Annotated in this window: 24 protein-coding genes and 1 riboswitch; all 24 genes read left to right on the forward strand. The window is 46.7% G+C overall.

Annotated elements, in window-relative coordinates; genetic code table 11:
• The first annotated feature begins 72 nt into the window (after window positions 1-72).
• Window positions 73-1,167, forward strand: a complete 1,095-nt coding sequence (locus EDI28_RS13505; RefSeq protein ID WP_128784413.1) for a hypothetical protein — start codon at window positions 73-75, stop codon at window positions 1,165-1,167.
• A gap of 281 nt (window positions 1,168-1,448) precedes the next feature.
• Window positions 1,449-1,862 carry a hypothetical protein gene (locus EDI28_RS13510; protein ID WP_128784414.1) on the forward strand — a complete coding sequence of 138 codons (414 nt, stop codon included), beginning with the start codon at window positions 1,449-1,451 and terminating at the stop codon, window positions 1,860-1,862.
• Between the two features lie 42 nt (window positions 1,863-1,904).
• Entirely contained in the window at window positions 1,905-2,366 is a 462-nt protein-coding gene (locus EDI28_RS13515) for a methyltransferase family protein (protein ID WP_128784415.1), read from the forward strand.
• A gap of 198 nt (window positions 2,367-2,564) precedes the next feature.
• Window positions 2,565-3,317: a metal-dependent hydrolase gene (locus EDI28_RS13520; RefSeq protein WP_128784416.1), complete on the forward strand. Its 753-nt coding sequence runs from the start codon at window positions 2,565-2,567 to the stop codon at window positions 3,315-3,317.
• Between the two features lie 88 nt (window positions 3,318-3,405).
• Window positions 3,406-3,580, forward strand: a riboswitch (cobalamin riboswitch).
• Between the two features lie 249 nt (window positions 3,581-3,829).
• On the forward strand, window positions 3,830-4,429 hold the full coding sequence (gene cbiM, locus EDI28_RS13525; protein WP_128784417.1) for a cobalt transporter CbiM: 600 nt from the start codon (window positions 3,830-3,832) through the stop codon (window positions 4,427-4,429).
• Between the two features lie 16 nt (window positions 4,430-4,445).
• The gene (locus EDI28_RS13530; protein WP_199287430.1) at window positions 4,446-5,084 is read left to right on the forward strand and encodes a NikL family nickel/cobalt ECF transporter subunit; all 639 of its coding nucleotides are present in this window, start codon (window positions 4,446-4,448) and stop codon (window positions 5,082-5,084) included.
• On the forward strand, window positions 5,081-5,878 hold the full coding sequence (gene cbiQ, locus EDI28_RS13535) for a cobalt ECF transporter T component CbiQ (protein WP_128784418.1): 798 nt from the start codon (window positions 5,081-5,083) through the stop codon (window positions 5,876-5,878). The genes EDI28_RS13530 and cbiQ overlap by 4 nt, the downstream gene beginning before the upstream one ends.
• Window positions 5,875-6,606: an energy-coupling factor ABC transporter ATP-binding protein gene (locus EDI28_RS13540; protein WP_128784419.1), complete on the forward strand. Its 732-nt coding sequence runs from the start codon at window positions 5,875-5,877 to the stop codon at window positions 6,604-6,606. The genes cbiQ and EDI28_RS13540 overlap by 4 nt, the downstream gene beginning before the upstream one ends.
• The gene (locus EDI28_RS13545; RefSeq protein WP_128784420.1) at window positions 6,603-7,769 is read left to right on the forward strand and encodes a cobalt-precorrin-5B (C(1))-methyltransferase; all 1,167 of its coding nucleotides are present in this window, start codon (window positions 6,603-6,605) and stop codon (window positions 7,767-7,769) included. The genes EDI28_RS13540 and EDI28_RS13545 overlap by 4 nt, the downstream gene beginning before the upstream one ends.
• 104 nt (window positions 7,770-7,873) lie before the next feature.
• Window positions 7,874-8,527 (forward strand): precorrin-8X methylmutase, encoded by a 654-nt coding sequence (locus EDI28_RS13550; RefSeq protein ID WP_128784421.1) that lies wholly within the window; start codon window positions 7,874-7,876, stop codon window positions 8,525-8,527.
• On the forward strand, window positions 8,524-9,783 hold the full coding sequence (gene cbiE, locus EDI28_RS13555) for a precorrin-6y C5,15-methyltransferase (decarboxylating) subunit CbiE (protein ID WP_128784422.1): 1,260 nt from the start codon (window positions 8,524-8,526) through the stop codon (window positions 9,781-9,783). The genes EDI28_RS13550 and cbiE overlap by 4 nt, the downstream gene beginning before the upstream one ends.
• Entirely contained in the window at window positions 9,776-10,570 is a 795-nt protein-coding gene (cobI, locus tag EDI28_RS13560; protein WP_128784423.1) for a precorrin-2 C(20)-methyltransferase, read from the forward strand. Before cbiE ends, cobI begins: the two co-directional genes overlap by 8 nt.
• On the forward strand, window positions 10,567-12,192 hold the full coding sequence (locus EDI28_RS13565) for a cobalamin biosynthesis protein (RefSeq protein WP_128784424.1): 1,626 nt from the start codon (window positions 10,567-10,569) through the stop codon (window positions 12,190-12,192). Before cobI ends, EDI28_RS13565 begins: the two co-directional genes overlap by 4 nt.
• On the forward strand, window positions 12,189-13,064 hold the full coding sequence (locus EDI28_RS13570; RefSeq protein WP_128784425.1) for a sirohydrochlorin cobaltochelatase: 876 nt from the start codon (window positions 12,189-12,191) through the stop codon (window positions 13,062-13,064). Before EDI28_RS13565 ends, EDI28_RS13570 begins: the two co-directional genes overlap by 4 nt.
• Window positions 13,057-13,890 (forward strand): precorrin-3B C(17)-methyltransferase, encoded by an 834-nt coding sequence (gene cobJ / locus EDI28_RS13575; RefSeq protein ID WP_128784426.1) that lies wholly within the window; start codon window positions 13,057-13,059, stop codon window positions 13,888-13,890. The genes EDI28_RS13570 and cobJ overlap by 8 nt, the downstream gene beginning before the upstream one ends.
• A gap of 3 nt (window positions 13,891-13,893) precedes the next feature.
• The gene (gene cobM, locus EDI28_RS13580) at window positions 13,894-14,739 is read left to right on the forward strand and encodes a precorrin-4 C(11)-methyltransferase (RefSeq protein WP_128784427.1); all 846 of its coding nucleotides are present in this window, start codon (window positions 13,894-13,896) and stop codon (window positions 14,737-14,739) included.
• Window positions 14,726-16,102, forward strand: a complete 1,377-nt coding sequence (cobA, locus tag EDI28_RS13585; protein WP_128784428.1) for a uroporphyrinogen-III C-methyltransferase — start codon at window positions 14,726-14,728, stop codon at window positions 16,100-16,102. The genes cobM and cobA overlap by 14 nt, the downstream gene beginning before the upstream one ends.
• Window positions 16,092-17,081 carry an adenosylcobinamide-phosphate synthase CbiB gene (gene cbiB, locus EDI28_RS13590; RefSeq protein ID WP_128784429.1) on the forward strand — a complete coding sequence of 330 codons (990 nt, stop codon included), beginning with the start codon at window positions 16,092-16,094 and terminating at the stop codon, window positions 17,079-17,081. The genes cobA and cbiB overlap by 11 nt, the downstream gene beginning before the upstream one ends.
• Before the next feature lie 11 nt (window positions 17,082-17,092).
• Window positions 17,093-18,133, forward strand: a complete 1,041-nt coding sequence (gene cobD, locus EDI28_RS13595; RefSeq protein WP_164918555.1) for a threonine-phosphate decarboxylase CobD — start codon at window positions 17,093-17,095, stop codon at window positions 18,131-18,133.
• 44 nt (window positions 18,134-18,177) lie between these two features.
• Window positions 18,178-19,227 carry a nicotinate-nucleotide--dimethylbenzimidazole phosphoribosyltransferase family protein gene (locus EDI28_RS13600; protein ID WP_128784431.1) on the forward strand — a complete coding sequence of 350 codons (1,050 nt, stop codon included), beginning with the start codon at window positions 18,178-18,180 and terminating at the stop codon, window positions 19,225-19,227.
• A 63-nt stretch (window positions 19,228-19,290) separates the two neighbouring features.
• Window positions 19,291-20,670 carry a cobyrinic acid a,c-diamide synthase CobB gene (locus EDI28_RS13605; RefSeq protein WP_128784432.1) on the forward strand — a complete coding sequence of 460 codons (1,380 nt, stop codon included), beginning with the start codon at window positions 19,291-19,293 and terminating at the stop codon, window positions 20,668-20,670.
• On the forward strand, window positions 20,670-21,281 hold the full coding sequence (locus EDI28_RS13610) for a histidine phosphatase family protein (protein WP_128784433.1): 612 nt from the start codon (window positions 20,670-20,672) through the stop codon (window positions 21,279-21,281). Before EDI28_RS13605 ends, EDI28_RS13610 begins: the two co-directional genes overlap by 1 nt.
• Window positions 21,282-21,405: 124 nt before the next feature.
• The gene (locus tag EDI28_RS13615) at window positions 21,406-22,548 is read left to right on the forward strand and encodes a hypothetical protein (RefSeq protein ID WP_128784434.1); all 1,143 of its coding nucleotides are present in this window, start codon (window positions 21,406-21,408) and stop codon (window positions 22,546-22,548) included.
• Window positions 22,549-22,762: 214 nt separating this feature from the next.
• Window positions 22,763-24,394, forward strand: coding sequence for a methyl-accepting chemotaxis protein (locus tag EDI28_RS13620; RefSeq protein WP_128784435.1), 1,632 nt, complete (start codon window positions 22,763-22,765; stop codon window positions 24,392-24,394).
• The last annotated feature ends 76 nt before the right edge of the window (window positions 24,395-24,470 follow it).

The following is a 24,470-nucleotide window of genomic DNA, read 5'->3' on the forward strand; positions in this document are numbered from 1 at the left end:
ACTCCGGATGCAAGAGGGTTGATTAGCCCTCTTGCTGGCATAATTTGCAGACTATAGGTTGCGAAGACTTGTATGAATAATACCAAGTACATTGCTATTGCGTTGATATTCGTCGTTTCCGTCCTTTATTTGCTGGCCGCGCCGAAAACGGACAGGGCTCAATCGTTAGGACAGTTTGTCGAACCAGTAGCAGAAAGTATTGAAACAGAATTCGAGAATGCAATGAAAGTACCTGAGGAAAAAGTAGAAGTTCGTTCTACCGAGCCGATACCGCTATCTTCAGAACAAGATACAGTTTTAAAGGAAAACAAGGGGCCTGATTTAGAGCCAATCACTCAGCAACTGGCACTGATTTCAGCTGCTTATGCGGCTGAAATACAATATCCACCTTACTCTAAACCAGTCTCGTTATCGAATAAGAGCTACCTTGAGCCCAATCACTTTAGTGCTGTCGAGGTTCCGGTACTTGATGGAGTCCACACGGCTTCGCTATCACTTGTCAAGTTCCGTTTCTTTTACCCTGAACCGATTGTAGTCTCGTTAAATACTAAGCTGGCTATCAGTAATATAAAGTATGAGTTTTATGATCCGACGACAAAACAAGTTCTTGCTGTTGAACAAACAAGCAGTCAGTCTCTGGTTGTTAAAACCAATAAAGATTGGCCTCAGGAAATAAGAATAAAGGCAACTATCGATTTTGAACAAGGCAGCGATATTTTAACCGCAGACTTTAATTTCTACGTTCCAGCTGCTCATTTAACCGCCGTCGGGATACCGTCATCAAAAGAGGCCGATATGCTGATCCCTCTTGTATTGGATGTAAAACAAGCTGGTATATACCGCATACGGGCCAACCTCTATAGCCTCGATGGCAATATTATCGCGGCACTAAACGGAAAATCTAAGTTAGGCGAGGGGAGTGAAGAGCTGATATTAAAGGCACACCAGAGCGTATTGACCGGAACTGATGGCTCTTATCTATTGAAAGATTGGGTCATCGAAAGAATGTCTGGTTACCCAGGAGAAAAGGCAAGCTTTGGGATCAGCGAGCAAGAGACAATTCCTTTGGCTCCCTTTGATTTATCAACGCTAAGTAAAGCGTTTTACGTGCCTAGCCAAGAAGAGCAACAGAGGTTAGATTTTTTGCAACAGACGGCTAACCAATAAGTGTGAGAAGTCCAAGAGCCACAAAGGCCTTTCCGTTTAAAGCAAAATTTAACAACGCCTCGATTGTTATCGAGGCGTTTCAGCAAGAGGTAGTTTGGGTATAACTGTAGAACAAATACTGCTAGTGCTGAACATTATTGTTAGTTTGGTAGTCTATGTTTAAGTGGGAACATTTGTATCTTCGGTAAGTCGGAGGGCATGTCATTGAAACGATAGATTATCTAAAAGACAGGTATACAGAAGAGCTGGCTCGTTTTAAGTATCTGGAGAGTCAGTGTTCTATGTTACTGGCATTCTTAACAACGATTATCGCTGCGCTTGGCACTGTGACCGTTATTAAGAGTGATAGCTTTTTTCAGCCATCATTACCTATCGAATGGATAAAGCTGGTGGCGCTACTGCTTGCACTGTTCTCCGTTGTCTGCTCGTGGGGACACTCACTATTGGCTCTGAAAATCGAGGGGAGCCCTGAGCTTCCCAAGGGGAGCGAAATAACAGCTTATTTAGAGGAGCTTGACATTCAAAGCCGAGAACAATTCATTGTTGCTTCCTACCATGAAGCGATAGAAAACCTATCTGAAGTAATTGGTGAGAAAAAGAAGTATATTGCGATTGCCTATGAAGAGCTGACGATGAGTGCGTGGTTTTTTGGTATTGTTTCAGCTATCGCCATAGGAATAGAAATCTTAAGCTGAGAATATACCCAGCTACATTATGCATCATCATGGAAAGCAAATATGACTAGCCTAGAACTAAAAGTACCCCCGATCGCCTTAGTCTTTATTTTTATGTTCAGTATGTGGCTAGTATCTGCGCAATTACCAAAGCCGGATATATTGGGATCTGGAAGCACAATTGCAGCTGCTTTTATTGTTATCTTCGGTGCTGCGGTTTCTATTTCTGGTGTATTGGCTTTTCGTCAGGCCCAGACAACGGTTAACCCGCTAGCACCACAAGAAGCATCGACGCTGGTAAAGTCTGGTGTATATCGTATTACTCGTAATCCGATGTATGTGGGCTTTTTGTTATTTCTTCTTGGTTTTGGTATCTACTTACAAAGTGTCTATTCCTTAGTTCTATGTCTTGGATTTGTTGTATATATGAATCGGTTTCAAATTGAGCCAGAAGAACGTTTTTTAGAAGCTCACTTTAGGAGCGAATTTGTGTTGTACAAAGATAAAGTTCGTCGTTGGATTTAGGCGGAAGTTAGCACAGTGTCAATTGCGCTTAAAAAAACATCAGTTAGTCATGCAAATGTTTGAAGTTTCTGATTTTCATTGATGTCACAAAGAATTAATACATAATACTGGTTATTTATCCAGTTAAAGAGGCAATGGTTGTTGGAACACAGTATTAGACTGATAATGATTCAACGACCTTGTTCAGTGTGAATAATTGTGGCTAATTTCAATATGCATCTTGGATCAGCCGCGCTAACCAGTAGTTTGGCGGCTACCGCATTATTATCAGCAGGGCATGTAGTCCCGATTACTGCTTTGTGGCTGATGTTCCTTGGCACTATGGGTGGTTTGTTGCCAGATATTGATTCAGATAACTCCACCTCGATGAGCACCCTGTTTAGGTTTTTTGGCGGCTTGATCACCTTTAGTTTTGTCGGTCATATCTACCGTATGGTCTCTATGCTAGAGCTGATTGTATACGCTTTGTTCTGCTATTTAACTATCCGCCATAACCTGAAAGCATTGTTAGAAAAAGTGACGGTCCATAGAGGCAGTTGTCATTCTCTGGCGTTTATCTGTGTGTCTGGACTTGGCTGCGTATCGCTTATTTATATGCTTGGATATCGCGAGACAACAAGCTGGCTATCAGGACTCTTCTTGATGGGAGGTGGACTTGTACACTTGCTTCTGGATGAGGCTTATAGTGTTGATTTGGCAAATCGAAAAATAAAGATGTCATTTGGCTCTGCTTTCAAATTATGTTCAAACCGCAATCCAGTAATAAGTGCTATGCAGTTTTTGTTGATTGGAGCGCTTGTTCTTCATAGCCCGCCCTGGGATGACACCTGGCAGCAGCTTTCCAATTGGAGTGACTTTAGGCTTAAGCCGAGTTGGCTGAATAGAGACGATGTTACTGCATTTTTTGATGATGTTGTCGAATCAACGACCAATGCAATAAAACCCCGCTAGTTGTATTCGATAAATTTAACAATAGTCACTAGCTATGTTTTGCTACTTTGATTTGAATCATGTGTCTTTTCAACTGAAAGTGCTTAACTATCACAGCTTTAATGATAGTGCCTTGAACGGCTAAGAGGGAATCAGGTTAAAGGCCTGAGCTGTACCCGCAACTGTAAGCGATGAGTGTTACCTTAAACCACTGATTTTTCGGGAAGGAAGGTAATGCGTTGTTATTCGCAAGTCAGGAAACCTGCTATCAATACATGCTTCTAGATACTGGGCGGGAATACTCAGTGATGAAGGGGTTGATCTCACACCTGTGTTATCAGCCGTTTTTTCATACCTGTTATCTAGTGCAAAGTTTACTATAACGTATAGTGTGCATTTGATATGAAACGGACCTTTTTTTTAGTTCTTTCTAGCTGCCCCTCCTTTTTCCGTGTGGCTTCCCATGCTCCGTGTTTAACGCTATTTCTTGAGCATCGTGCTTCATTCAATACTGCAAGTATTAGGAGTGAAGAATGCATATTGTAGACGGCGTTCTTTCGACGCCAGTCCTTGCCGCTGGAATTATCACGACGGTATTGGGTACTACGTTGGGTTTGCGCAGTATATCTGACGAAAAGTTGCCGCAGGCAGCCGTGCTTGCCGCATGTTTCTTCGTAGCCTCATTAATTCACATTCCACTAGGGCCATCGAGTGTTCACCTGATTTTTAATGGTCTGCTTGGCTTGTTGCTAGGGTGGGCCGCATTTCCAGTCGTACTTATTGGGTTAATTTTGCAGGCCGTCTTTTTTGGATTTGGCGGCATTGTTGTGCTTGGCGTCAACTGCCTCAATATTGCGTTGCCGGCTATTATTACGGGTTTTGTTGCTAAGTCCTGGTTGCGCAGCATGTCACCAATGGTAGTTGGGTTTGTCGCTGGTTTCACTGCTGTTCTCCTGACGGCTCTATTTGTTGCCTCATCGCTTGCCTTGTCTGGCGATGGCTTTATAGCCAGTGCCAAGCTGGTGGTGTTCGGGCACTTGCCAGTCGCTGTCATCGAAGGTGTGGTATCGGCGTTTGCTTTCAAGTTGCTATGTAAGGTTCGCCCTGCAGTTGCAATCTCTTCTTCTCTGTAAGGTAACAGAACCCATCATGGTTAGTTTTTCTAAGATAATTCGCTCAGTAGTACATGCTGCTGGCTTGTCAGCTCTGAGTATTGGTTTGATTGCCGGTTTGATTGCTGTGTGCTCTGTCAATGCGTATGCCCACCGAATGAAAGCATTTTCTTGGGTGGAAGGGCAAGCTATTGAAGGTGAGGCTTATTTTTCTAACGGTAAAATGGCTGTGGGCTCAATTGTCGAGTTGCTGGTCGATCAGAATGTTGTTGCAACTACACAGTGTGATGACGAAGGCCAATTTCGTTTCGAGGCACTGGAAGTTGGGGATTACCAGATTCGGGCGGATGCCGGGCAAGGACATGTTGCGACCTACAGCATTTCCGCTGCGGAGTTCGCTACGGAATATAATGACACGGCTAGTGCGGCAACGTTGTCAGAGCCGGAACCAGCACTAATCCTGAAGCCTTCGGAGTCTGAACCACAGAAGCAATCTGCGGTGATTGCTATCACTCCGGCTCAAATGGAGCAGGCGGTGGCCAAAGCCATTCGTCCATTACGGGCGCAGCTTGACCAGTACGAAGCCAAAGTCAGAGTTCACGATATTCTTGGCGGAATAGGTTACATCTTTGGCCTGTTCGGGCTGTTTGTACTCTATCGGTCACGTCGCCAATGATAGAAGCATTGCTTGCGGCTACATCAACACCGACTCAATCGGTAAATATTGCACCGAGGCTTCGTGTGCTGCTGGCATTGATTATGGCCTGTGCCGTGGTATTGAACGGGCAATGGATTCCGTTATTCGGTTACGGCCTGCTGGCCCTTCACTTATGGCAACGCAGTGCTGTTGGTTGTGTTGTCGGCTTAAAACGCCTAGCGGCCGTTGATGGCTTTATTGTTCTTACCGTTATCTTGCTACCTTTTACCGAACCAGGCGAGGTCGCGTTTAGCTTTGGTGGTGTTGCCGTCACTCATGAAGGCATTGCTTTAGCCGCAATGATTCTAGTGAAGGCAAACATTATTGTCATTGCTTTAATGGCACAGTGTGCAGGACTGAATGCAGTGGCCTTGAGTCATGCGCTTGCTGAGCTGAAAATGCCGCATAAATTGGTATTGATGATGCAAATGAGTATCCGCTATATCAGTGTCATGCAGCAGGAATTTACGCGTTTGCGTTGTGCAATGAAAGCACGCGGCTTCCGTCCAGACAATTCTTTGCATACATGGCGTAGTTACGGGTATCTGTTTGGCATGATGCTAGTACGAGCTATGGAGCGAGCGGATCGGATCTGGCTGGCGATGAAGTGCCGTGGTTTCAATGGTCGTTTCCCTATGACGCAAACTGTCCCGTTGTCTGCTCACGATAAGCGGTATATCGGGGGCTATTTCATTATTGTCGCATTAGTTTTTAACTTGAATGTTATTGCCAATTGGTTGGTAAGCACAGTAGCTGTGCAGGAGTGGCTATGACTGAATTAATCGCTTTTGACCAGCTGAACTATTCACGCCCCAATGGAAAAAGCTGTGCCGAACAGCTTGATTTCACGCTCTCTGCTGGTGAACGTATTGCTATAACCGGGAGTAACGGTTGCGGGAAGAGCACGCTGTTGCAACTTATTATGGGGCTGTTGCCCGCAGATGGCGGTGATGTTCGTCTGTTTGGTGAGAGCTGTTATAAAGCTAATTGTCTAAACGAGAAGATGTTTAGACGACATCGAACCCGCATTGGCTTGGTTTTTCAGGACCCTGATGATCAGCTATTTTGCCCGACAGTGATTGACGACGTAAGTTTTGGTCCGTTGAACCAAGGCTTTAGTGCCTGTAAAGCGCACCAGAAAGCGATGGCAACATTGAACCTGCTCGGTATAAGTGAATTGGCTGAATGTGTTAGCTATCAGTTATCTGGCGGTCAGAAGCGTCTGGTGGCACTGGCGACTGTTTTGGCGATGGACCCTGAGGTGTTGATTCTTGATGAACCCTCCAATGATTTGGATCTAGAGAATCAACATCGTCTGGTAGAGATCCTCCAGCAGTGCCAGTTGCCGTTGATCTTAGTTAGCCATGACCCACAGCTACGTTCGAAACTTGTACAGCAAGAATATTGTCTGAAAAACGGCAAGTTGGTACAGCTTACTCCCCAGAAAATGAAATTGCCTGACGTTGATAAGTCGATGATTCGAGGTGGGGAATATACGTGATTACCCAAGTTAAGCGCTCTCAACACCGTAATGAATTACGGTCTGGCTATACAACTGGTGCATGTGCAGCAGCAGCAGCTCGTGCGGCGGTGCACTGTCTGCTAAATGAAGATCTTATCAGTCAGGTGACCATTACATTGCCTAACAAAGAGAAAGTCAGTTTTGAGCTATGCCGCCTTGAGCGAACGCCCCTAGGTGTATTGGCGAGTGTGCTGAAAGACGGAGGGGACGATCCCGATTGTACCCATGGCATTGAAATTCAATGCATGGCGTCGTGGCATTCCAAGCCGGGTATTCATCTCGATGGCGGAGTGGGTGTCGCTAAAGTGACCTTGCCGGGGTTAGAACTCCCGGTCGGGATGGCGGCAATCAATCCCGTCCCGCGTCAAAATATACACGACATGGCCATGGCAGAATGGTTGGCATCTCAGCCTGAACAATACCTTCAGCCAGGGTTAGCGCTGGAAATTCGTGTACCGGAAGGCGAGGAGTGTGCCAAACAAACAATAAGCGAACGCTTAGGGCTGATTGGTGGTATTTCGATACTCGGAACTCGGGGGACAGTAAAGCCCTATTCAACCTCTGCTTTTTCGTCTTCGGTTCGTCAGTCTGTAAAGGTTGCTAGTGCTAACCATCTTAATCATGTCGTATTGACTACTGGCAGCCGCTCAGAACGTTCGGCAATGGAAATGCTACCCCATATGAATTCTATGGCGTTTATACAGGCGGGCGATTTCGTCGGAGTCGGATTGCGCGCAGCCAAACGTTATAAGGTGGATAAAGTGACAGTCGTCGCGATGATCGGCAAGCTGGGGAAAATGGTGTCGGGGCATATGATGACACATGTATCAGGCCATGCTATTAATTTTGCCCAATTGGCAGATATCGCTGCGCAGAATCGTTTCGATGAGGCATTGTGTGAGCAGATAGCGAATGCTAATACCGGTCGCCATGTGCTCAATCTTGTTCGTTCCTCTGAGCTCGACTCTAGTTATTCCCCTCAACCTGTTAACTCATATTTGCAGGATCTGTGTTGTCATGCCGCTAGGCATGCGACTGATTATGTGGCAGATAAAGTCATGATTGAGTTTCGTTTAATCGACTTTGACGGCAGCCTGCTTGCTCGGTATCCAATTACAGATCCCACGGTGTGTGAAAGCTAACATATTTGTAAATAACAGCATGGCGATACAACGCAGCATAGATAAAAAACAATAAATAGACATTTTGCTCAACTAACAGAATACAAATAACAAGGACTGCCGCAATGACAGATATGCAGCAAATGACCCAGCAAGGCCGCCAGATAGAAGAAGGTTCCTTTGACATTATCGACCGTGAAATCGAGCAGATTCATGGTGGGCATGATTTTAGCCCCGCTCAGTGGACGGTAGTACGCCGAGCGATACATACCACGGGCGATTTCGAGTTTGCTGACTTATTTCGATTTAGTGACGGAGCGACAACTGCGGGGATTGAGGCGCTAAAAGCCGGTGCCCCGATTATTACAGATGTCACCATGATCAAAAGCGGTCTGAGCCAGCAGCGACTATCCGTTTATGGTAACCAGCCTCACTGCTTTATTAGCTATAGCAAAGTTATTGAGGTTGCTAAAAAAGTAGGCGAAACACGAGCAATTTGGGCCATGCGCCATGCCAGAGATCTTGGGCTGTTAGACGGTGCGATAGTGGGTGTAGGCAATGCGCCGACAGCACTATTCGAAGTGTTGAGAATGGTTGCTGCCAATGAAGCCAAGCCAGCGCTGATTGTAGGTATTCCGGTGGGGTTTGTTAAGGCAGAGGAGTCCAAGCAGGCATTGACTGAACAAAGTGCAGTGCCTTATATCGCCAGTCTTGGGCGAAAGGGAGGCAGTCCTCTGGTGGTCTCTACGATTCATGCCTTGCTGACGGAGTCTGTATGAAAGCAGCCATAACGATTGTTGGCGTACCGGAAGATGGCTGCACGAGTCTAACCAGCCGAGCGGTGAATGCCGTAGCTCAGGCTCGGGTACTTGCCGGACATCCCCGTTTACTACGTTGGTTTCCTCAGTTTAAGGGGACATTGCTGTCGATGAGTGAAGGGTTTAGACCTTGGTTAAACCAGCTTATTGATGAGAGCGAAGAAGGGGACGTTGTGGTACTGGCCTCCGGTGATCCGCTGTTTTATGGCATCGGCAGTACTTTGATTAAATATCTTGATCAGCGTGAGTTGTGTTTCATTCCATCGCCTTCTTCTATGCAATTGGCGTTTTCACGTTTGGCATTGCCTTGGCAGGACGCACGCTGTCTGTCATTGCATGGACGGGGAATGTCCGGGTTGGTTTGTCAGCTACAGCATGGTGACCTTTTCGCGTTACTGACAGACAGCACCAATACGCCACCGGCGATTGCACAGCATTTATTACATTATGGCGAAACATCTTGGCAGTTAAGTGTCTGCGAGCAACTTGGGGCACCAACGGAGCGCATTACTCACTATCGTATAAATGAGTTGGCCGAATTGACCTGCGAAGACTTTGATCCATTGAATGTGGTGATTGCCAAACGAACTACGCCTAATTTCTGGGGCGAGCATGGGCAGTTTGCCGATGACGATGCGTTTGAGAAGCGAATGCCGCAGCGGGGGTTAATTACCAAGCAACCGATCCGTCATCTAGCCCTGGCTGAAATGAAGCTTCGTCCTGCTGCAACAGTGTGGGATATCGGTACAGGATCCGGATCTATTGCAATCGAAGCTGCCAAGCAGAGTTGGCAGGGAAAAGTGTTCACGACGGAATGCAATGACGCTTGTTATCCCGCCATCGAGGCCAATATAGCCGCTCATGGTACTGACAACGTCACTCTTGTCAAAGGCAGAGCCCCCGAGGCATTGGCCGAATTGCCTGCACCTGATGCCGTATTTGTCGGTGGAACCCGGGGCTCAATGGCCGATATTCTGTCGTATTGCTGGCAGCAGCTGGTAGGTCAAGGTGTGCTTGTTGTTACAGCTGTCACTATTGATTCGGTTGTCGAAATCCATCAATGGAGCAAGCAAAATCTGCTCAACCCAAAGGTACAGCTTGCAGCCGTTTCACAAGGCGTGCCATTAGCACACTACACCCGATATCAAGCTGAAAATCCGATCCATCTTTTTATTTTTGACAAGTCAGCGACTCAACAAGGTAATAACAATGAATAACAATTCCGCAGGTGAACTTTTTGCTGTCGGTGTGGGTACCGGAGACAGTGAACTCCTTACCCTAAAAGCCGTTCGTTTGCTTCAACAGGCAGATGTGATTGCGATCCCGGAGAAAACCTTAGGAAAAGCCGACTCTTTTGCCTGGCAGATTGTAACCGGAGCGGTACCGGAAAAGGATCTAACCGCAGAGTGCTGTTTTTTACATTTTCCAATGACTCGAGATGCCTCGGTTAATGTTCCTGCATGGCGTAGAGCCGCGCAGAAAATTGCGAACTTTGTCGCTGCCGGTAAACGGGTGGTGTTTGTGACAGAGGGTGATCCGTCTGTTTTCAGCACTTGGGCTTATATACAAGAAGAACTCAGTGACATTATGCCGCATCTGGAGCCTGAAATTGTCCCGGGTATCACATCGATTACGGCCATTCCGTCTCAGACTAAAATCCCGTTGGCAGATGGTCAGGAGCGCTTCTGTGTGGTGCCGGCAACGTATGGCATGGAATGTCTTACGCGCCTTGTGGTTGAGTTCGACACCATTATGCTGATCAAGGCTGGGCGAGTAATCCCAGAACTGACTGCGATGCTTGAGGATATGGGGTTACTTGAATGTGCTACCTATGTCTCTCACGCCACGATGGATAAGCAAGAGATCTATCATGATTTGCGAGATGTACCTGCCGGGCATCGTTACTTTTCAATGGTCCAGCTGTCTATCCGTAGTCGCCGCGGTATTTTGAGGGGGAGCCTGCCCAATCGCGAAAGAGGATTGGTAAAGGTGAGTGCTGTATGAAAATAGCCATTCATGCCATTACTCTCAATGGTGCAAAGCAAGCGCAGCGCCTGCATCGAGAGTTGCCCTTTGCTGATGTATTCGTTACCGAAGTCGGGGCCGAGCAATGTCCGTCAGCGTCGTTGCTGACTTTGCCGCTGGCACAGTTCATTGCACCTGACTTTCATCATTATGATTGCCATATTTGTCTCTTCGCAACTGGTATTGTCAGCCGAATTATCGCGCCGTTGCTGCAAGATAAGCGTCATGACCCCGCGGTGATCTGTGTCGATGATCAAGGTCAGTTCGCAATACCGATGTTATCAGGTCATCGCGGCGGTGCGAATGCTATGGCTCAACGGGTCGCGCAAATACTAAAAGCCATGCCTGTGGTTACAACTGCATCTGATGTCGCGAATACATTGTCGGTCGATATGATGGGGGCTACATTTGGTTGGACGTTGGATCCACAGTGTGAAGCAGCAATTACCTCGGTGTCTGCCGCCGTTGTCAATGAACAACCAGTATTGGTGGTGCAGCAAGCTGGCGAGAAGAATTGGTGGCCGTATAAACGTACTATGCCAAAGCACATCTATTGCCATGGCGAACTTGTTGGCATTGATAGCGATCAGTGGCAGGGCTTGGTGCTGATTAGTGACTTGGATAAACCAGACTATTATCAGTCTTGGCAACATAAAGCTGTATTGTGGCGTCCTAAATCTTTGGTGCTTGGCATCGGGTGCGACCGTAATACGCCGTTATCGACGATACGAGCCGGAGTGGAGACTTTTCTGACGGAAAATAACCTTTCTTCTGACAGCGTAACGGCCATAGCCAGTATTGCTCTTAAAGCAGATGAAGAAGGTTTGTTGGCGTACTCTAAACAGCAACAATGGCCTTTTGTTACCTATTCTGCCGAGCAGTTAAGCACTGTAGAAGGTATTGAGAACCCTTCGGCTTATGTCGAGAAGATCACTGGTGTGGCTTCGGTTGCAGAAGCGGCTGCGTTGAAGAAAAGCCAGACCAATAAGTTGCTTGCTGCAAAATGGAAATTCAAGCAAGACGGTTACAACATGACGCTGGCATGTTGTCGCATCGAGAAAGAAGAAGCCCTTTCAAAACACAATTGGAAAAACTGGTTAGGGCAACAGGTAAAAATCAATGCCCATGGTAGTGAAGTAGTAAAAGGCTATCAATGTAAGCCCAAACATATCGACTTAAACCGGCCCATGCTTTATCACCGTCATCATTTATTGTTATGTGAAGGGGCGCGTTGTAGCAAGGAAGGCAGTAAAAACCTCACTCACGATCTGCGCGCCATGCTCAAGGAAATGAACCTTGCCAGCGGTGATAACCGGATCAAAATTAGCCGCACTCTATGTGCTGGTGCATGTCGAAATCGTGCCACGTTGGTGATTTATGAGCGGCTAGCTAGCCATGAAACACCGGTAAATAACGGCTGCTGGTTACGCAATATAGAGAACTTAACCATGACCCAATGGCGAGAACTGTTTACGGCATTGGCCGGACGAGTGTCACTGAATTCAGTCTTGGATCCAGAATTCTTTGCCGCGATTGACTATCCCGAGACGGGCTCTGAAGACAATATTATTTCTGGAACACAAGGATTAGCACAACAATGAAACGATTAAGACATCACAACAAAGGGACGGCAATTGTCTTAAGTTGCTTTGGCTCGGTAGTTGAGCAGCAACGTTATATTGCTTTACAGCAGCGTATTGCAGAACGCTATCCGAACTGTAACGTAGAGATTGCCTTCAGTTCAAAAATGGTGATAAAAAAACTGGCTCAACAGGGAGAGCAATTTCAAAGTTTGCCACAGGTTTTGGCTGATCTGGATATGGAAGGATTTCAGCGTATCTTAGTGGTTTCGTGCTATCTATTTCCGACTGATGAACATTTGCAGTTATCTAATATGGTACAAGGTTTCCGCCAGTTCTCGTTGGCCAGCATTGAATATACTCCGGCAATTATGCATCACACCTCGCACACCAGTGCAATATTGGCGGCGTTGAATGCGCGCTTTGCTAATGACAGTGATGTGAATCTTTTTATCCACCATGGCGCACCGTTACTGGACAACCCCGGGCATCAGGCAATCCATTATTGTGACAGTTTGCTGTCGAAGCTATCGGCGAAAAATTTTACCTGCTCATTAGAAGGGGCATGGCCTTACCGTCTGATTGCTGATTCATTAACTCAAGAAATGCTACAAGTAGCTAAAAATACACAGCTTTCTATGGATGAGCATAACGTTCGGCCACGATTGCGCTTAATCCCACTGTTGCTTGTCTCGGGCAACCATTTTGTTAATGACTTGGCTGAGATTAAGCAAAATCTGGAACCTAACTTTGATGTATCGGTAGCCGAGCCTATTAATGGTGATAAGTTTTGTTTGCTTGACTTCCCTGATCTGATAGCGGTAGTTGAACAGCAAATTACTGAGGGGCTTGTACGTTTGCGAACGCCTGAATCAGAGGTGTGCAGTGGCTAAATTAACACTGGTAGGACTCGGTCCCGGTAGCTTGGATTTGATGTCACTACGCGCTCGGCAGGCCATTATAGATGCTGATGTTGTTGCCGGATATCGGGCGTATGTCGATTTAATTCAAGAGCTAATCGATAAGCAAGATGTGATACAAAGCGGAATGACTCGAGAGTGGGACAGAGCCGCTGCGGCCGTTGAGCAGGCGAAGGCCGGACGTAACGTCGTATTAGTCTGCTCGGGCGATGCGGGTATGTACGCGATGGCTCCGTTGGTCTTGGAACTGCTGACTGAACAAGGGTGGAATGCTGAGCAGGGACCGGCCATTGATATCATTCCGGGTATTACTGCGGCCAATGCTTGCGCTTCTTTGGTTGGGGCGCCGCTTGGCCATGATAGCTGTACGATTTCACTATCAGATTTGCTTACGCCTTGGCCGGTGATTGAAAAACGGATCCATGCGGCGGCGGATGCAGATTTTGCAATCACGTTTTATAACCCCCGTTCGCGGAAACGCAAAAGTCATATCGAAAGTGCGCAGCGAATTTTACTGCAATACCGTGAGCCGGCGACGCCTGTCGCTGTGGTTAATGCCGCTTATCGTGATGATCAGCATGTAGCGCTGACAACGCTAGCGCAGTTTACCGATCTGGATTTTGGCATGAATGCTGCGGTCATTGTGGGTAATAGCAGCAGTTTCCAGTATCACGACTGGATTGTGACGCCTCGTGGTTATCGTAACAAGTATCAACTGGACGATGGTGTTACTTTGCCGGGACAAAAGCGCGGTCATGCGCTTGCAACCGAGACCTCAAATAGAGAAGAACGGGAATAAAAAATGACAGTGTATTTTATTGGTGCAGGCCCGGGTGATCCTGATTTGATCACGGTAAAAGGGGCGAAATTGGTCGAGTCTTGTCCCGTTGTGCTTTATACCGGCAGCCTAGTCCCCAAGGCAGTGATTGATAGGGCACGGCCTGATGCGTTAGTACTGAATTCTGCCGATATGGATCTCAATGAGATAACTCAGGTGTATGTGAATGCCTTTGAACAGGGGCAGGATGTTGCGCGTGTGCAAACTGGTGATCTGTCTATCTACTCTTCGCTTGCAGAGCAAACCCGCCGCTTGAAAGCTTTGGGAATTGATTGGAAGGTTATACCCGGTGTGTCTTCGTTTCAGGCGGCAGCGGCTGCACTCAGCCAGGAGCTGACGATTCCAGAGCAGTGCCAGACGATAATCCTAAGCCGTGCATCAGGCCGTACACCGGTACCTGAGAAGGAAAACTTAAAATCGCTGGCAGCTCACGAAGCAACTTTGTGTCTGTTCCTGAGTGCAACGCTTATACGCAAAGTTGTGCGAGAGCTCGAAGATGTTTACCCGGTAACTTGGCCTGTTGTAGTCGTTGAAAAAGCATCACATCCAGAGCAGCGAATTATTCGCGGAACTCTTGCCGATATCGCGGAGAAAATGCATCAGGCAGGTATCCGTTCAACAGCAATGATCATAATCAGCAAAGTGTTTGCCATCGAAGAGTTTGCTGATTCGAAACTCTATGATCCGACCTTTTCACATGCCTGCCGCAAAGCAACAGTAGTAAGTGATGAATGTGATAATGAAAGTAATAATGAAATAGTGTCAGCTGACCAACCAGCGATACCGGAGCACCCTAATGAGCAAGGGTAAGGTTTTTCTTGTCGGGGCGGGGCCGGGCGATCCTGATTTATTAACGCGGCGTGCATTTGGCTTAATGCATCACTGTGATGTGGTGTGTTACGACAAGCTAGTCAGTCCGGCGATTCTGTCGTGCATACCGGATCATGTCCAGCTGTTTGAGGTTGGTTACCGAGGCTATCGCCATTGCCATATTGATTACGGCATGCACCCCGATGTTATTCAGTTTGCCCTAGAAGGCAAGCAGGTGCTGCGTTTGAAAGCGGGTGATCCGTGTATTTTCGGGCGGATAACTGAAGAGTGCCGCACCTTGAAAGAACACGGTATTGATTATGAAATTGTTCCGGGCATAACCGCTGCTCTGGGAGCGGCGGCATATTCGGGCTTTCCCTTGACCAGCGCCGGTATCGCTTCCGATGTTACGTTTGCCAGTGGTCACCAAGGTTCAGCATCGCTGTCTTCCTGGGCAGCATTAGGGCAGTCAAGCGGGACGCTTGTGCTTTATATGGGGGCAAAGAAACTCGCGCAGCATGCCGAAAGATTGATAGAACAGGGGCGTTGCCCGACCACACCCGTTGCGCATATATCTTCGGCAACCTGTGCGAGTCATATCGTTACCAAGGGGAGTTTAGCGACCATTGGCGAGCAGGTGCTTGCACTTGATAATCATGAGCCTGCACTGGTCGTAATGGGCGATGTAGTGACACAGGCTGATGAACTGGAGTGGCGTCATTTATTACCGTTATCCGGTGGGCGTGTGTTGTTATGTGGCCATTATTCTAATGCTGACCTACTGAAATCTTCGGGAGCCGAAATTTTCAATGCGCCTTCGCCACAGTTGGACAGCTTTGTTGACCTGTCTTTGTTAAGCGAGCTGTGCCAGTTTTCCGCGCTGTTATTTGCCGATGCTGCTGCGGTGAAATTGTGGTGGCAGGGGCTGATTGACAACCAATGGGATGTACGCCGTTTCTCGATGCCAATTAGTGCCGAGAATACAGAAGCTGCACAGGCGTTAAAGCAAGTAGGAATTGTTGCCGACGTTACTCCGGAGGCGGGACTATATAACTGTGCCGTGTTATCTGTCCCTGCGGGTGCAGAACGTCAGTCCGCCTGTCATGGTGTATATCGCTATCTTGGGTCTCGGCGATATCCGCTTTTTCGCTTTCAGTTACCGGCAATTGACTGGCTGCTGGTGGATGATATTGCTCAGGCGAAATCTTTGCTTCTCCAACATTCAGGCTTGCAGCAGGCCACGATCGTTGCATTGAACGAGGAGGCACAAAATTGGGCTGATACTTTACCCAACGGCCAGTTGACTCTTGCAACCTTGGAAGCAAAGCTTCGTGGAAAACATGAGGTGATGGATGTGGTTTGACGGGTTGCTATTGCCAGCTGAAACCGGGTTCTTAATGGTAGCTGCATCGGTTGCTGCGGCACTCTTGATGGATTGCATCTTTGGTGAGCCTAGCCGCTTTCATCCACTGGTTGGTTTCGGTCATTGGGCAAGCCGGGTTGAGACGCTTTGTCGTAACTTGACACCTTCAGCTTCACTTCAACAATTTCGAAAGGCTGGACTTCAAAAGGCAGGAATAGTGGCATGGGTCTTGGCGGTACTGCCCATCGTCATATTGACCTGTCTGTTACTGCAATGGTTGTCTCATTATTCCCCGTGGCTTTGGTTGACGGCCAATGTGGTCGTGCTCTATTTGACCATCGGTGGAAATAGCTTGGTTTTTCATGCTAGCGAGATCTATCGCCCGTTAAAAGCAGGGGATATCGCTTTGGCGCGTGAAAAAATCAGTTTAATCGTCAGCCGTGAAACTGCCTCAATGGATTCGACTCAGATAACCTCGGCGACGGTTGAATCCGTACTGGAAAACGGCAACGATGCCGTATTCGGGGCGATATTTTGGTTTGTCGTGGCAGGTGCTCCGGGAGCACTACTTTTTCGGCTGGCAAATACCCTAGACGCGATGTGGGGCTATAAGAATGAGCGCTACCGTCATTTTGGTTTTGCAACGGCCAAGTTGGACGATTTTCTTGGTTACTTACCCGCCCGCCTAACTGCCGTGACTTATGGCATACAGGGAGATCTGCAATTAGCGATGAAATGCTGGAAAGACCAAGCGCCTCAGTGTGCTAGTCCCAATGGTGGGGTGGTGATGTGTGCTGGTGCCGGTGCGTTGAATACCTCTATTGGCGGCCCTGCTATTTACCATGGCAGGCGTTACGAGAAAATCTACATGGGGTGCGGTGAACTTGCCGATTATCAGGTGATCCCACAGGCCAACCGCCTGGTCAATCATGGCGCATGGATCTGGGTATTGGTGTTACTGCTTTTAGGATTGGGATAATCAGGCCGAAAATGATGTTAGAACATGGTGGTAACTTAATAAAATTTGCTCAACAGTACCAGATACCAGTATCACAGTGGCTAGATCTATCAACTGGAGTTAGTCCACATACTTATCTTTGTCCGTCAGTACCGACCGAGATATGGAACAGGCTACCTGAGCTCAATGACGGGCTCGAGCAGGCTGCCGCCGATTATTATGAATATAAGTCGTTGCTGGCGGTGGCAGGCTCGCAGGCTGCCATTATGGTGCTGCCTGCTGCTATTGCTGAACGGCGAGGTTGTCTCGGTGTAGTTGCCTTACCAAGGGTGGGCTACAAGGAGCACCAGCATGCCTGGCAAAGCCACCTTGGGGCTAACGGGGCGAAGTGGCAAATTGAATTTTACGATGATGCCCCGAGTTCATCACTGCTGTCCCGAGCAGATGTTGTGGTATTTATCAATCCGAATAACCCGACTGGTTACAGGGTGACGAAGGAGACGCTGTTGCAATGGCAAACCCAGCTAAAGCAACGGCAAGGGATATTGATTGTCGATGAGGCATTTATGGATTGCACACCTACGCAATCGCTATTGAACGATCCTCTTGATGACAATGTTTTCGTTTTGCGCTCAGTCGGTAAGTTCTTCGGACTTGCGGGCGCACGGGGCGGCTTCCTTTTTGGTGATCAGGGTTTACTTGACTCGATCGCAAATAAGCTGGGGCCGTGGACGATTCCTGGTCCTAGTCGATGGGTCATACGTGAGGCGTTGCTCAATAGGCATTGGCAGCAAAAGATGCGCCAACAACTAGCTGAGGACTCATCACGGTTACGAATGATGTTAGCGCATTACTTTGGTGTCAAAGTCAGCGGTACCGAGTTGTTTCAGACGGTTGCTTTGCCCGATTCACCCTTGATTCACAATCAACTATGTCAGCATGCAATTTTGCCCCGTTTGTGTGATGAGCGGGACGCATTGCGATTTGGTTTGCCGAAGCATGAATCCGAGTGGCAACGGCTTGAATTGGCGTTATCAGCCATCACACAAGGACCAAGGGCACAAATCAAATGATGCCACTGAAAGGACTCTCAGGTGAGGCAATATAATGAAAGCCAATGGTAGGCTCGGTGGTGGCTGTGGAGTGGATTAACTTTGTTATCTTTAATGCGGTAGCACCCATTCCCGAGTTGCACAAAGTCAGCGATGCCGGCGCTGGGAAAAATCTGATGCAATTAACACCGACACGGGATGCCGAGTTAATTGCGTGCGGGCGTGCCAACAGCACGTTGGGCGGGATGTTAACAGCGTCACCTATAGCTGGTTCGCAGTCTGTCAGTCCGGCAATTTTGGTACATGGAGTGCTTAAAGCGTTACAGAATCAAGGGCTAAAAGTTCGTCTTCATTGCTACCAGTTAGGGCTTGAACAACAGCCTGATTTCAGCGGCAACAGTCTTGATGACATCGTTTGTCATCACTGTCCGCTTGGCGAAGAAGCCCGCTTGATTAAACAGCGGCTATTGCCGGAGTTAGCGCGCCAGTTACATGCCGGAGAAGGACATGTTATCGCTGAGTGCGGCGTTGGAGGGACAACATTTGCCACCTTGTGGCTGAGGCATTGGCTGGAATGGAATATCTCTTTGGCCGGAAGTACAAAAGATCCGGATAAGCTGGCGATTAAAGAACAGGTTCTTGCGCTTCTGGCGGGAAAGTTTGCCCACTTTCCTTGCAAGGTACTCCCGTTCTTACAACACCAGCAAGCTTCTGATCCTGTTCAGCGAGCGCTTTGTGCTTTGTTGATGACACGATGCAGTGACAACACGGTACTTGAACTAAAGCTTGCAGGCGGAATGATGTTTGTTGCGCCTTTGCTGGTGCTTGGAGCTGATGCCGTACGACACCAGTTGAAAATTGCGACAACACGATGGGTGTTAGAGGGCAAAGATGCTCAAGCTGTTTTGTCGAGACTACCTTCAGCTTACGAGGTGGTGCCATCGACTACTGACTTTAATCGTTCCGTGTATCGGGCGTTGCATCTATATGAGCAGGGCTATGTCGTTGAAGGATGTGGGTTAGGAGGATGCTTGGTGTTGGCTGAACAATGGGGGTTATCTCAACAGCAGATCATCGATAGTTTGGATGCTGCTGTGAAGCCGTGGTTGGAATAAGTAACACACCTCTTCTTGCTTAAAAAGCATAGAAAGAGTTTGAGATTTTAGGTGGAAATAAGAATGGAAAACACATTAGTTCAATGTCCGGCATTAGTGGTTACAGCCCCTTCTTCAGGCAGTGGGAAAACCACGGTAGTCGCAGCATTGGCTCGTCACTTTCACTTACAGGGCAAGAGGGTTCGGGTGTTTAAGACCGGGCCGGATTTTATTGATCCGCGTTTTTTGGAGTTTGCATCTCAACAACCTGTCTATCAGCTCGACTTTTGGATGTGTGGTGAACAACATTGCAAAGCTTTAATTGCCCTGGCGGCGAAAGAGGCGGATCTGATCCTTATTGAGGGTGTCATGGGCATGTTCGATGGTCACTGTTCAAGTGCCGAAATAGCCGCTCGACTTGGAATTCCGGTTCTGGCCGTCATTGATGCGGGAGCGATGGCACAGACGTTTGGTGCTCTGGCATATGGTTTGGTGAACTATCGAGATGACGTTGAGATGTTTGGCGTGGTCGCCAATCGTGTTGGCTCGCTTCATCATGCCCAAATGTTACAAGAAAGCTTGCCTGAGAATTTGGCTTTTTGCGGCTGGTTGCCAAAAGATACCGATATCACTTTACCAGAACGTCATTTAGGGCTGGTGCAAGCTGATGAGCTGGATGATTTGGATCACCGGTTAGACAGAGCGGCAGATCTGATTGGAGAGTTTGGTACGGTCTCGCTCCCCCCTCCAGTGGCATTCGAGAATGTGTATGAAGATGCCATTTCGCCTTTATTAGCGGGTAAAACAATAGCAATCGCACGTGATAGGGCATTTAGCTTTATTTATCGTGCCAACATTGATCTCTTGAAATCACTAGGTGCAAAAGTGCACTTTTTTTCACCAGTGCTAGGAGATGGTCTGCCAGATTGTGATGCGCTTTACCTACCGGGTGGCTACCCTGAGTTATCAACTGATGCGTTGGTAGAAAATCAAATACTTATAGATCAAATACAGCAGCATGTCGAACAAGGAAAACCCTGCTTAGCTGAGTGCGGTGGGATGTTGTATCTAAACCGTTCCTTGACGACATTAGACGGTATTACGACAACCTTAAGTAACGTACTTGAAGCCGATTCTGTGATGCAGCCAAAACTGGCTGCACTAGGTATGGTTGAAACGGATTTCAATTTGAACCTCAGTCAAGAGATCACAAACGATGAAGGGATTATTCTTGATGAAGATAGTGTTGTTAAGAACAAAAGCGGCATATTACGCGGACATACGTTCCATTATTCAACGACTCAATCGCAAGAGCAGATTTTGACTCAGCCTATGACGCAACGTGGCCGTAAAACTGATCCGGTATGGGTGAAAAACAATCTGATAGCCTCGTATATCCATTGGTATTTTCCGTCAAACCCTACACTGGTTGTAAAAATCTTCCTAGGTGAAGCGACAGGGTAATGAAGCTTATTTTACTCCGTCATGGTCAGACACAATGGAATTTGGCCCGTAAACTTCAAGGTTGGCGAGATAGTCCGCTAACGCCTCAGGCCAAACGTCAGCTCTCGGCTTTGCCAAAAAATAAGCTTCAGAACACGGTGATATACAGTAGTGATCTGGGACGGGCACAGTCAACTGCCCGCATTGTGGCCAATATCTCCGGAACTCATATCGTGACAGATCCCCGGCTGCGAGAACGTTGTTTCGGAATATTAGAAGGTAAAACTGTGATAAACAGTGCGGATGGTGGGGAATATTGGCGGGCCTATCATCAGCGTTATCGAATCCCTTTGACAGACGTACCGGGAGTTGAATCAGAACTACAGTTCGAAATGCGGCTCAAGAGCTGGCTATATGAGGTTGGGAATAAACACCAAGGCGATACTGTGCTTGTGGTAAGCCATGGTGAATGGTTGCGGGCACTAATAAATATCATGGCTGGACAACCATCCTGGCATCAAGGAAAGGGGATTTTAAACAATGGTGAGCCTGTAGGTGTGATGAAATTTACCGTGCAAGTGTCTAGTCAGGATTTTTCATATGCAATTCAGCAAATAAAAAGGGGCTTGTAGGTTTAGAAAGGTATGTGACATGTCGTAATTCCCCCCGAGTAGTTACTCTCTAAAAGACTTATTCTATTTAGATAAAGTGCAATCGAAATCAAATTGCGTGCAGGCTAAAAGGTTTGATCATTTTATGAGTGATACTAATTTAACTAACAGTTGGTGGAAGAGGCTAGCAATTAAGTCAAAAGCGGTATGGCTGACTCTGTCAGGTGTTATAACGGCCTTAAGTGTCCCGGCATGGCAGTATTATGTTGTTGAGCAAGCTAACGTAAGTATTGAGATTGTAAAAATAGAGCGTAAGCAAAGGGACGGAGTTCAGTTCAGCCTTGACTCGGAGGAGCTGAAGTTGCTTGAGCCTTATATACCGGCGTTGTTTCTTTATGAAGCCAGTGATTTGGGAGGGCGTGGAGACAAACGTATCTCTCCCAGCTTTGAGCTGTCAATTTTAGAAAAGGCGTTTAAAAAAGCGACTCGTGAGCTTAAATTAATTTCAGTCAAGCAATTGCAGCTTGATAAATACATCTCAGAGTTAAGTCAGTTTATCGATCCGACAAACAAAATTAAAAAGCTCACTGAGTTTAGAGTCAGTGATTTTCGGCTGTGGAGCCTGGGCAGTTACATTGATGATATAGAGGCCAAATACTATGAAGATCAAGTTTTGGCATTAACACGGAATTATTCACAGCTTACATTTGATGAGCTCCATCAACCAAAGATTAACACAACGGCTCTGCGTTACCTGCTTCTCGACGTAAGAGAAGATTTGTCAGATGCTATCTCGGCGAGTGAGAAACAACAAAATAGATTAAGAAATAATATTCGAAGTATTGAGCGACAACTTTCTGCACTTCGACAACAGTTTGAACAGCAATATAGTTATTTTGTAGTAGAGGTAATTGCATCGAATAGGGGACGCTCTGATACAACCTTATACTCAATGGGACTATTGAGAATTGTTTTTAGTGACAATAATTATGTTGATATTAATTTGACGCTAAATGAATCCTATCAGCATGCAGATCTGCCAGCTTCTGGGACAGAAACTTACTATTATCGCTCTGAGAGCCTAATGGATTTAACCGCTCAGGAGAGGAAATTAGTGAATAGCTATTGGGGCAGCCGTGGGGAAGTTCAGATCTATCTTTTAGATACTCAACAGCAGGTCTACAGCTCGAAGCCTGCGCCCTTTGTCGGTAACATAAAGCAAAAGGCAATGTTGGATTTGCTGAAAGATACAGCACATGGATCAATGGTTAGCGTATCAGGGTATTAACCGCTCATATAAATTATAACCATGGTAAATGTATTGGTATTCTTAAATTGTTGATATTAATGAAAATAAATTGGCGTCAAAAATTAATTTTTGCTGACATTTAATTGGCGGTGCTGAACTCTATAACAGATTGATAAAAATCAATATTTTTGCACTCGAGCATGCTAAATTCGAACGCTTTTTGAAATAGAAACAAAGCTTAATAGGCTAGTTCATGCTGTTTAATATCAATAACATATCTGTGCGAAAACAGGTTTTGCTACCTGTATTACTGATCTGCTTGATCATGTTAGTTGCTTTTGCTGTAGTGACCAAGGAGTCACGTCAACAACGCGCATTAAGTAGTGAGGTGACGTTTAGTGCCTTGTCTGCAAAGAGTATCGCTCTGGACGTATTGAAAAACACCTACCAGGTGCGAGTTAGTGCTATTTATAGCCTCTATGATCAATCTGTTCTCGCTAACTTGGATAGTGCTGTTCAAACCGGATTCAAGGAAAATAACCGTTTACTCGATCAGTTAAGTCAGAATGATTATCTCGCCAATTCTACTCGTGTTATTAGAGATAAAATGAAGCGTTATCAGGTTTTCCTCGAACAAGATTTGAAACCTTTTGTTAATCGAAAAAATGCAGGGAATGTGACTACCGAAGATGAGGAAAGACTAGCTTCTCGTTTTCGTGCAGTTGGTAGTGAATTGATTGGAGCCATCGATCAGCTGTCAATAGCCATCGAAGGGGATGTAAAGATTGAACTGGAACTTGTTGAGTCAGATTATCGCCAGATGATGCAAGGTGTAATGGTTATTATGGCCGTTATTGTGGGCGTGGGTTTGATGATAGCGTGGTACTTATCAGGACTTATCGTTAATCCGATAATGTCTGTGCGTGATGCATTAAAGCGTGTAGCCCATGGCGATTTATCGGTACGGATAAATGAAGAGGGTGATAACGAGATCAGCCAGTTGAGCGGAGACCTTAACCTGACTCTTATGAAATTGAACGAAACAATCGGCTCACTTAACCGCATTAGCGAGGAGGTGGCTTCTGCATCCACCGAGTTAGCTGAAGTAATGGTATCTGCGCAAGATAACGCTCAGAGTGAATTGAGTGAAATTGAACAAGTTGCCTCGGCGGTCAATGAACTGTCGAGTACGGCAGAAAATGTAAGCGATAACGCATCGGAAGCCGATAATTGTGCTAAGCAAAGTCACAAAATGGTCAAAGAAGGTCTGAGTGTGTTTGCGCAAAGCGAAGAAGCAAACCGTGAAACCTCGGTCAAAATGGCTGAGGCGGCTCAGGTTGTGACCCATTTGCGTGAGAAATCCGAAGAAGTCAGTAAAGTTATTGAAGTTATCCAGTCAATCTCAGAGCAAACAAACTTACTGGCTTTAAATGCGGCGATTGAAGCTGCACGGGCTGGTGAATCTGGACGCGGTTTTGCCGTGGTCGCCGATGAGGTTAGGATGCTTGCGGCACGGACTCAAGATTCAACCCGTGAAATCCAAGCGATTATCGAAGATTTACAGCTTCAATCAACTAATGCCAATGAAGGTATGCAAGAGTCGTTGAAGATGCTGCAGACATCAGAAGAACTTACCGGTGTGGCAAATGAAGTTCTTAACGGTATTACTGATGCAATCGATATGATTGGTGACATGAATACGGAAGTAGCAACAGCTGCGGAGCAGCAATCTCAGGTTACCCAGAATATAAATCAGAACGTAGTGAATATGTCTGAACTGGTAAATATGAATGTTGTTGGAATTACTCAAAGTGCAAGCGCCAGTGAGGAGTTATCGCGATTGGCAGAACAACAGCACAAGCAGCTCGAGTTTTTTAGATGCTAAGATCTTCAAAGACTTGGGTAATGGCTAGTGCTATCGCACTCAACTAAATTTAATTCAATCAAGGGACCTAATCAGG

The sequence above is a fragment of the Photobacterium chitinilyticum genome (assembly GCF_004104355.1).
Classification (GTDB): Bacteria; Pseudomonadota; Gammaproteobacteria; order Enterobacterales; family Vibrionaceae; genus Photobacterium; species Photobacterium chitinilyticum.

What these genes read in the sequence shown, in the direction of transcription:
- EDI28_RS13505 (WP_128784413.1), top strand. Translation starts at nt 73, where the DNA reads ATGAATAATACCAAGTACATTGCTATTGCGTTGATATTCGTCGTTTCC.
- EDI28_RS13510 (WP_128784414.1), top strand. Translation starts at nt 1,449, where the DNA reads ATGTTACTGGCATTCTTAACAACGATTATCGCTGCGCTTGGCACTGTG.
- EDI28_RS13515 (WP_128784415.1), top strand. Translation starts at nt 1,905, where the DNA reads ATGACTAGCCTAGAACTAAAAGTACCCCCGATCGCCTTAGTCTTTATT.
- cbiM (WP_128784417.1), top strand. Translation starts at nt 3,830, where the DNA reads ATGCATATTGTAGACGGCGTTCTTTCGACGCCAGTCCTTGCCGCTGGA.
- EDI28_RS13530 (WP_199287430.1), top strand. Translation starts at nt 4,446, where the DNA reads ATGGTTAGTTTTTCTAAGATAATTCGCTCAGTAGTACATGCTGCTGGC.
- cbiQ (WP_128784418.1), top strand. Translation starts at nt 5,081, where the DNA reads ATGATAGAAGCATTGCTTGCGGCTACATCAACACCGACTCAATCGGTA.
- EDI28_RS13540 (WP_128784419.1), top strand. Translation starts at nt 5,875, where the DNA reads ATGACTGAATTAATCGCTTTTGACCAGCTGAACTATTCACGCCCCAAT.
- EDI28_RS13550 (WP_128784421.1), top strand. Translation starts at nt 7,874, where the DNA reads ATGACAGATATGCAGCAAATGACCCAGCAAGGCCGCCAGATAGAAGAA.
- cbiE (WP_128784422.1), top strand. Translation starts at nt 8,524, where the DNA reads ATGAAAGCAGCCATAACGATTGTTGGCGTACCGGAAGATGGCTGCACG.
- cobI (WP_128784423.1), top strand. Translation starts at nt 9,776, where the DNA reads ATGAATAACAATTCCGCAGGTGAACTTTTTGCTGTCGGTGTGGGTACC.
- EDI28_RS13565 (WP_128784424.1), top strand. Translation starts at nt 10,567, where the DNA reads ATGAAAATAGCCATTCATGCCATTACTCTCAATGGTGCAAAGCAAGCG.
- EDI28_RS13570 (WP_128784425.1), top strand. Translation starts at nt 12,189, where the DNA reads ATGAAACGATTAAGACATCACAACAAAGGGACGGCAATTGTCTTAAGT.
- cobM (WP_128784427.1), top strand. Translation starts at nt 13,894, where the DNA reads ATGACAGTGTATTTTATTGGTGCAGGCCCGGGTGATCCTGATTTGATC.
- cobA (WP_128784428.1), top strand. Translation starts at nt 14,726, where the DNA reads ATGAGCAAGGGTAAGGTTTTTCTTGTCGGGGCGGGGCCGGGCGATCCT.
- cbiB (WP_128784429.1), top strand. Translation starts at nt 16,092, where the DNA reads ATGTGGTTTGACGGGTTGCTATTGCCAGCTGAAACCGGGTTCTTAATG.
- cobD (WP_164918555.1), top strand. Translation starts at nt 17,093, where the DNA reads ATGATGTTAGAACATGGTGGTAACTTAATAAAATTTGCTCAACAGTAC.
- EDI28_RS13600 (WP_128784431.1), top strand. Translation starts at nt 18,178, where the DNA reads ATGGTAGGCTCGGTGGTGGCTGTGGAGTGGATTAACTTTGTTATCTTT.
- EDI28_RS13605 (WP_128784432.1), top strand. Translation starts at nt 19,291, where the DNA reads ATGGAAAACACATTAGTTCAATGTCCGGCATTAGTGGTTACAGCCCCT.
- EDI28_RS13610 (WP_128784433.1), top strand. Translation starts at nt 20,670, where the DNA reads ATGAAGCTTATTTTACTCCGTCATGGTCAGACACAATGGAATTTGGCC.
- EDI28_RS13615 (WP_128784434.1), top strand. Translation starts at nt 21,406, where the DNA reads ATGAGTGATACTAATTTAACTAACAGTTGGTGGAAGAGGCTAGCAATT.
- EDI28_RS13620 (WP_128784435.1), top strand. Translation starts at nt 22,763, where the DNA reads ATGCTGTTTAATATCAATAACATATCTGTGCGAAAACAGGTTTTGCTA.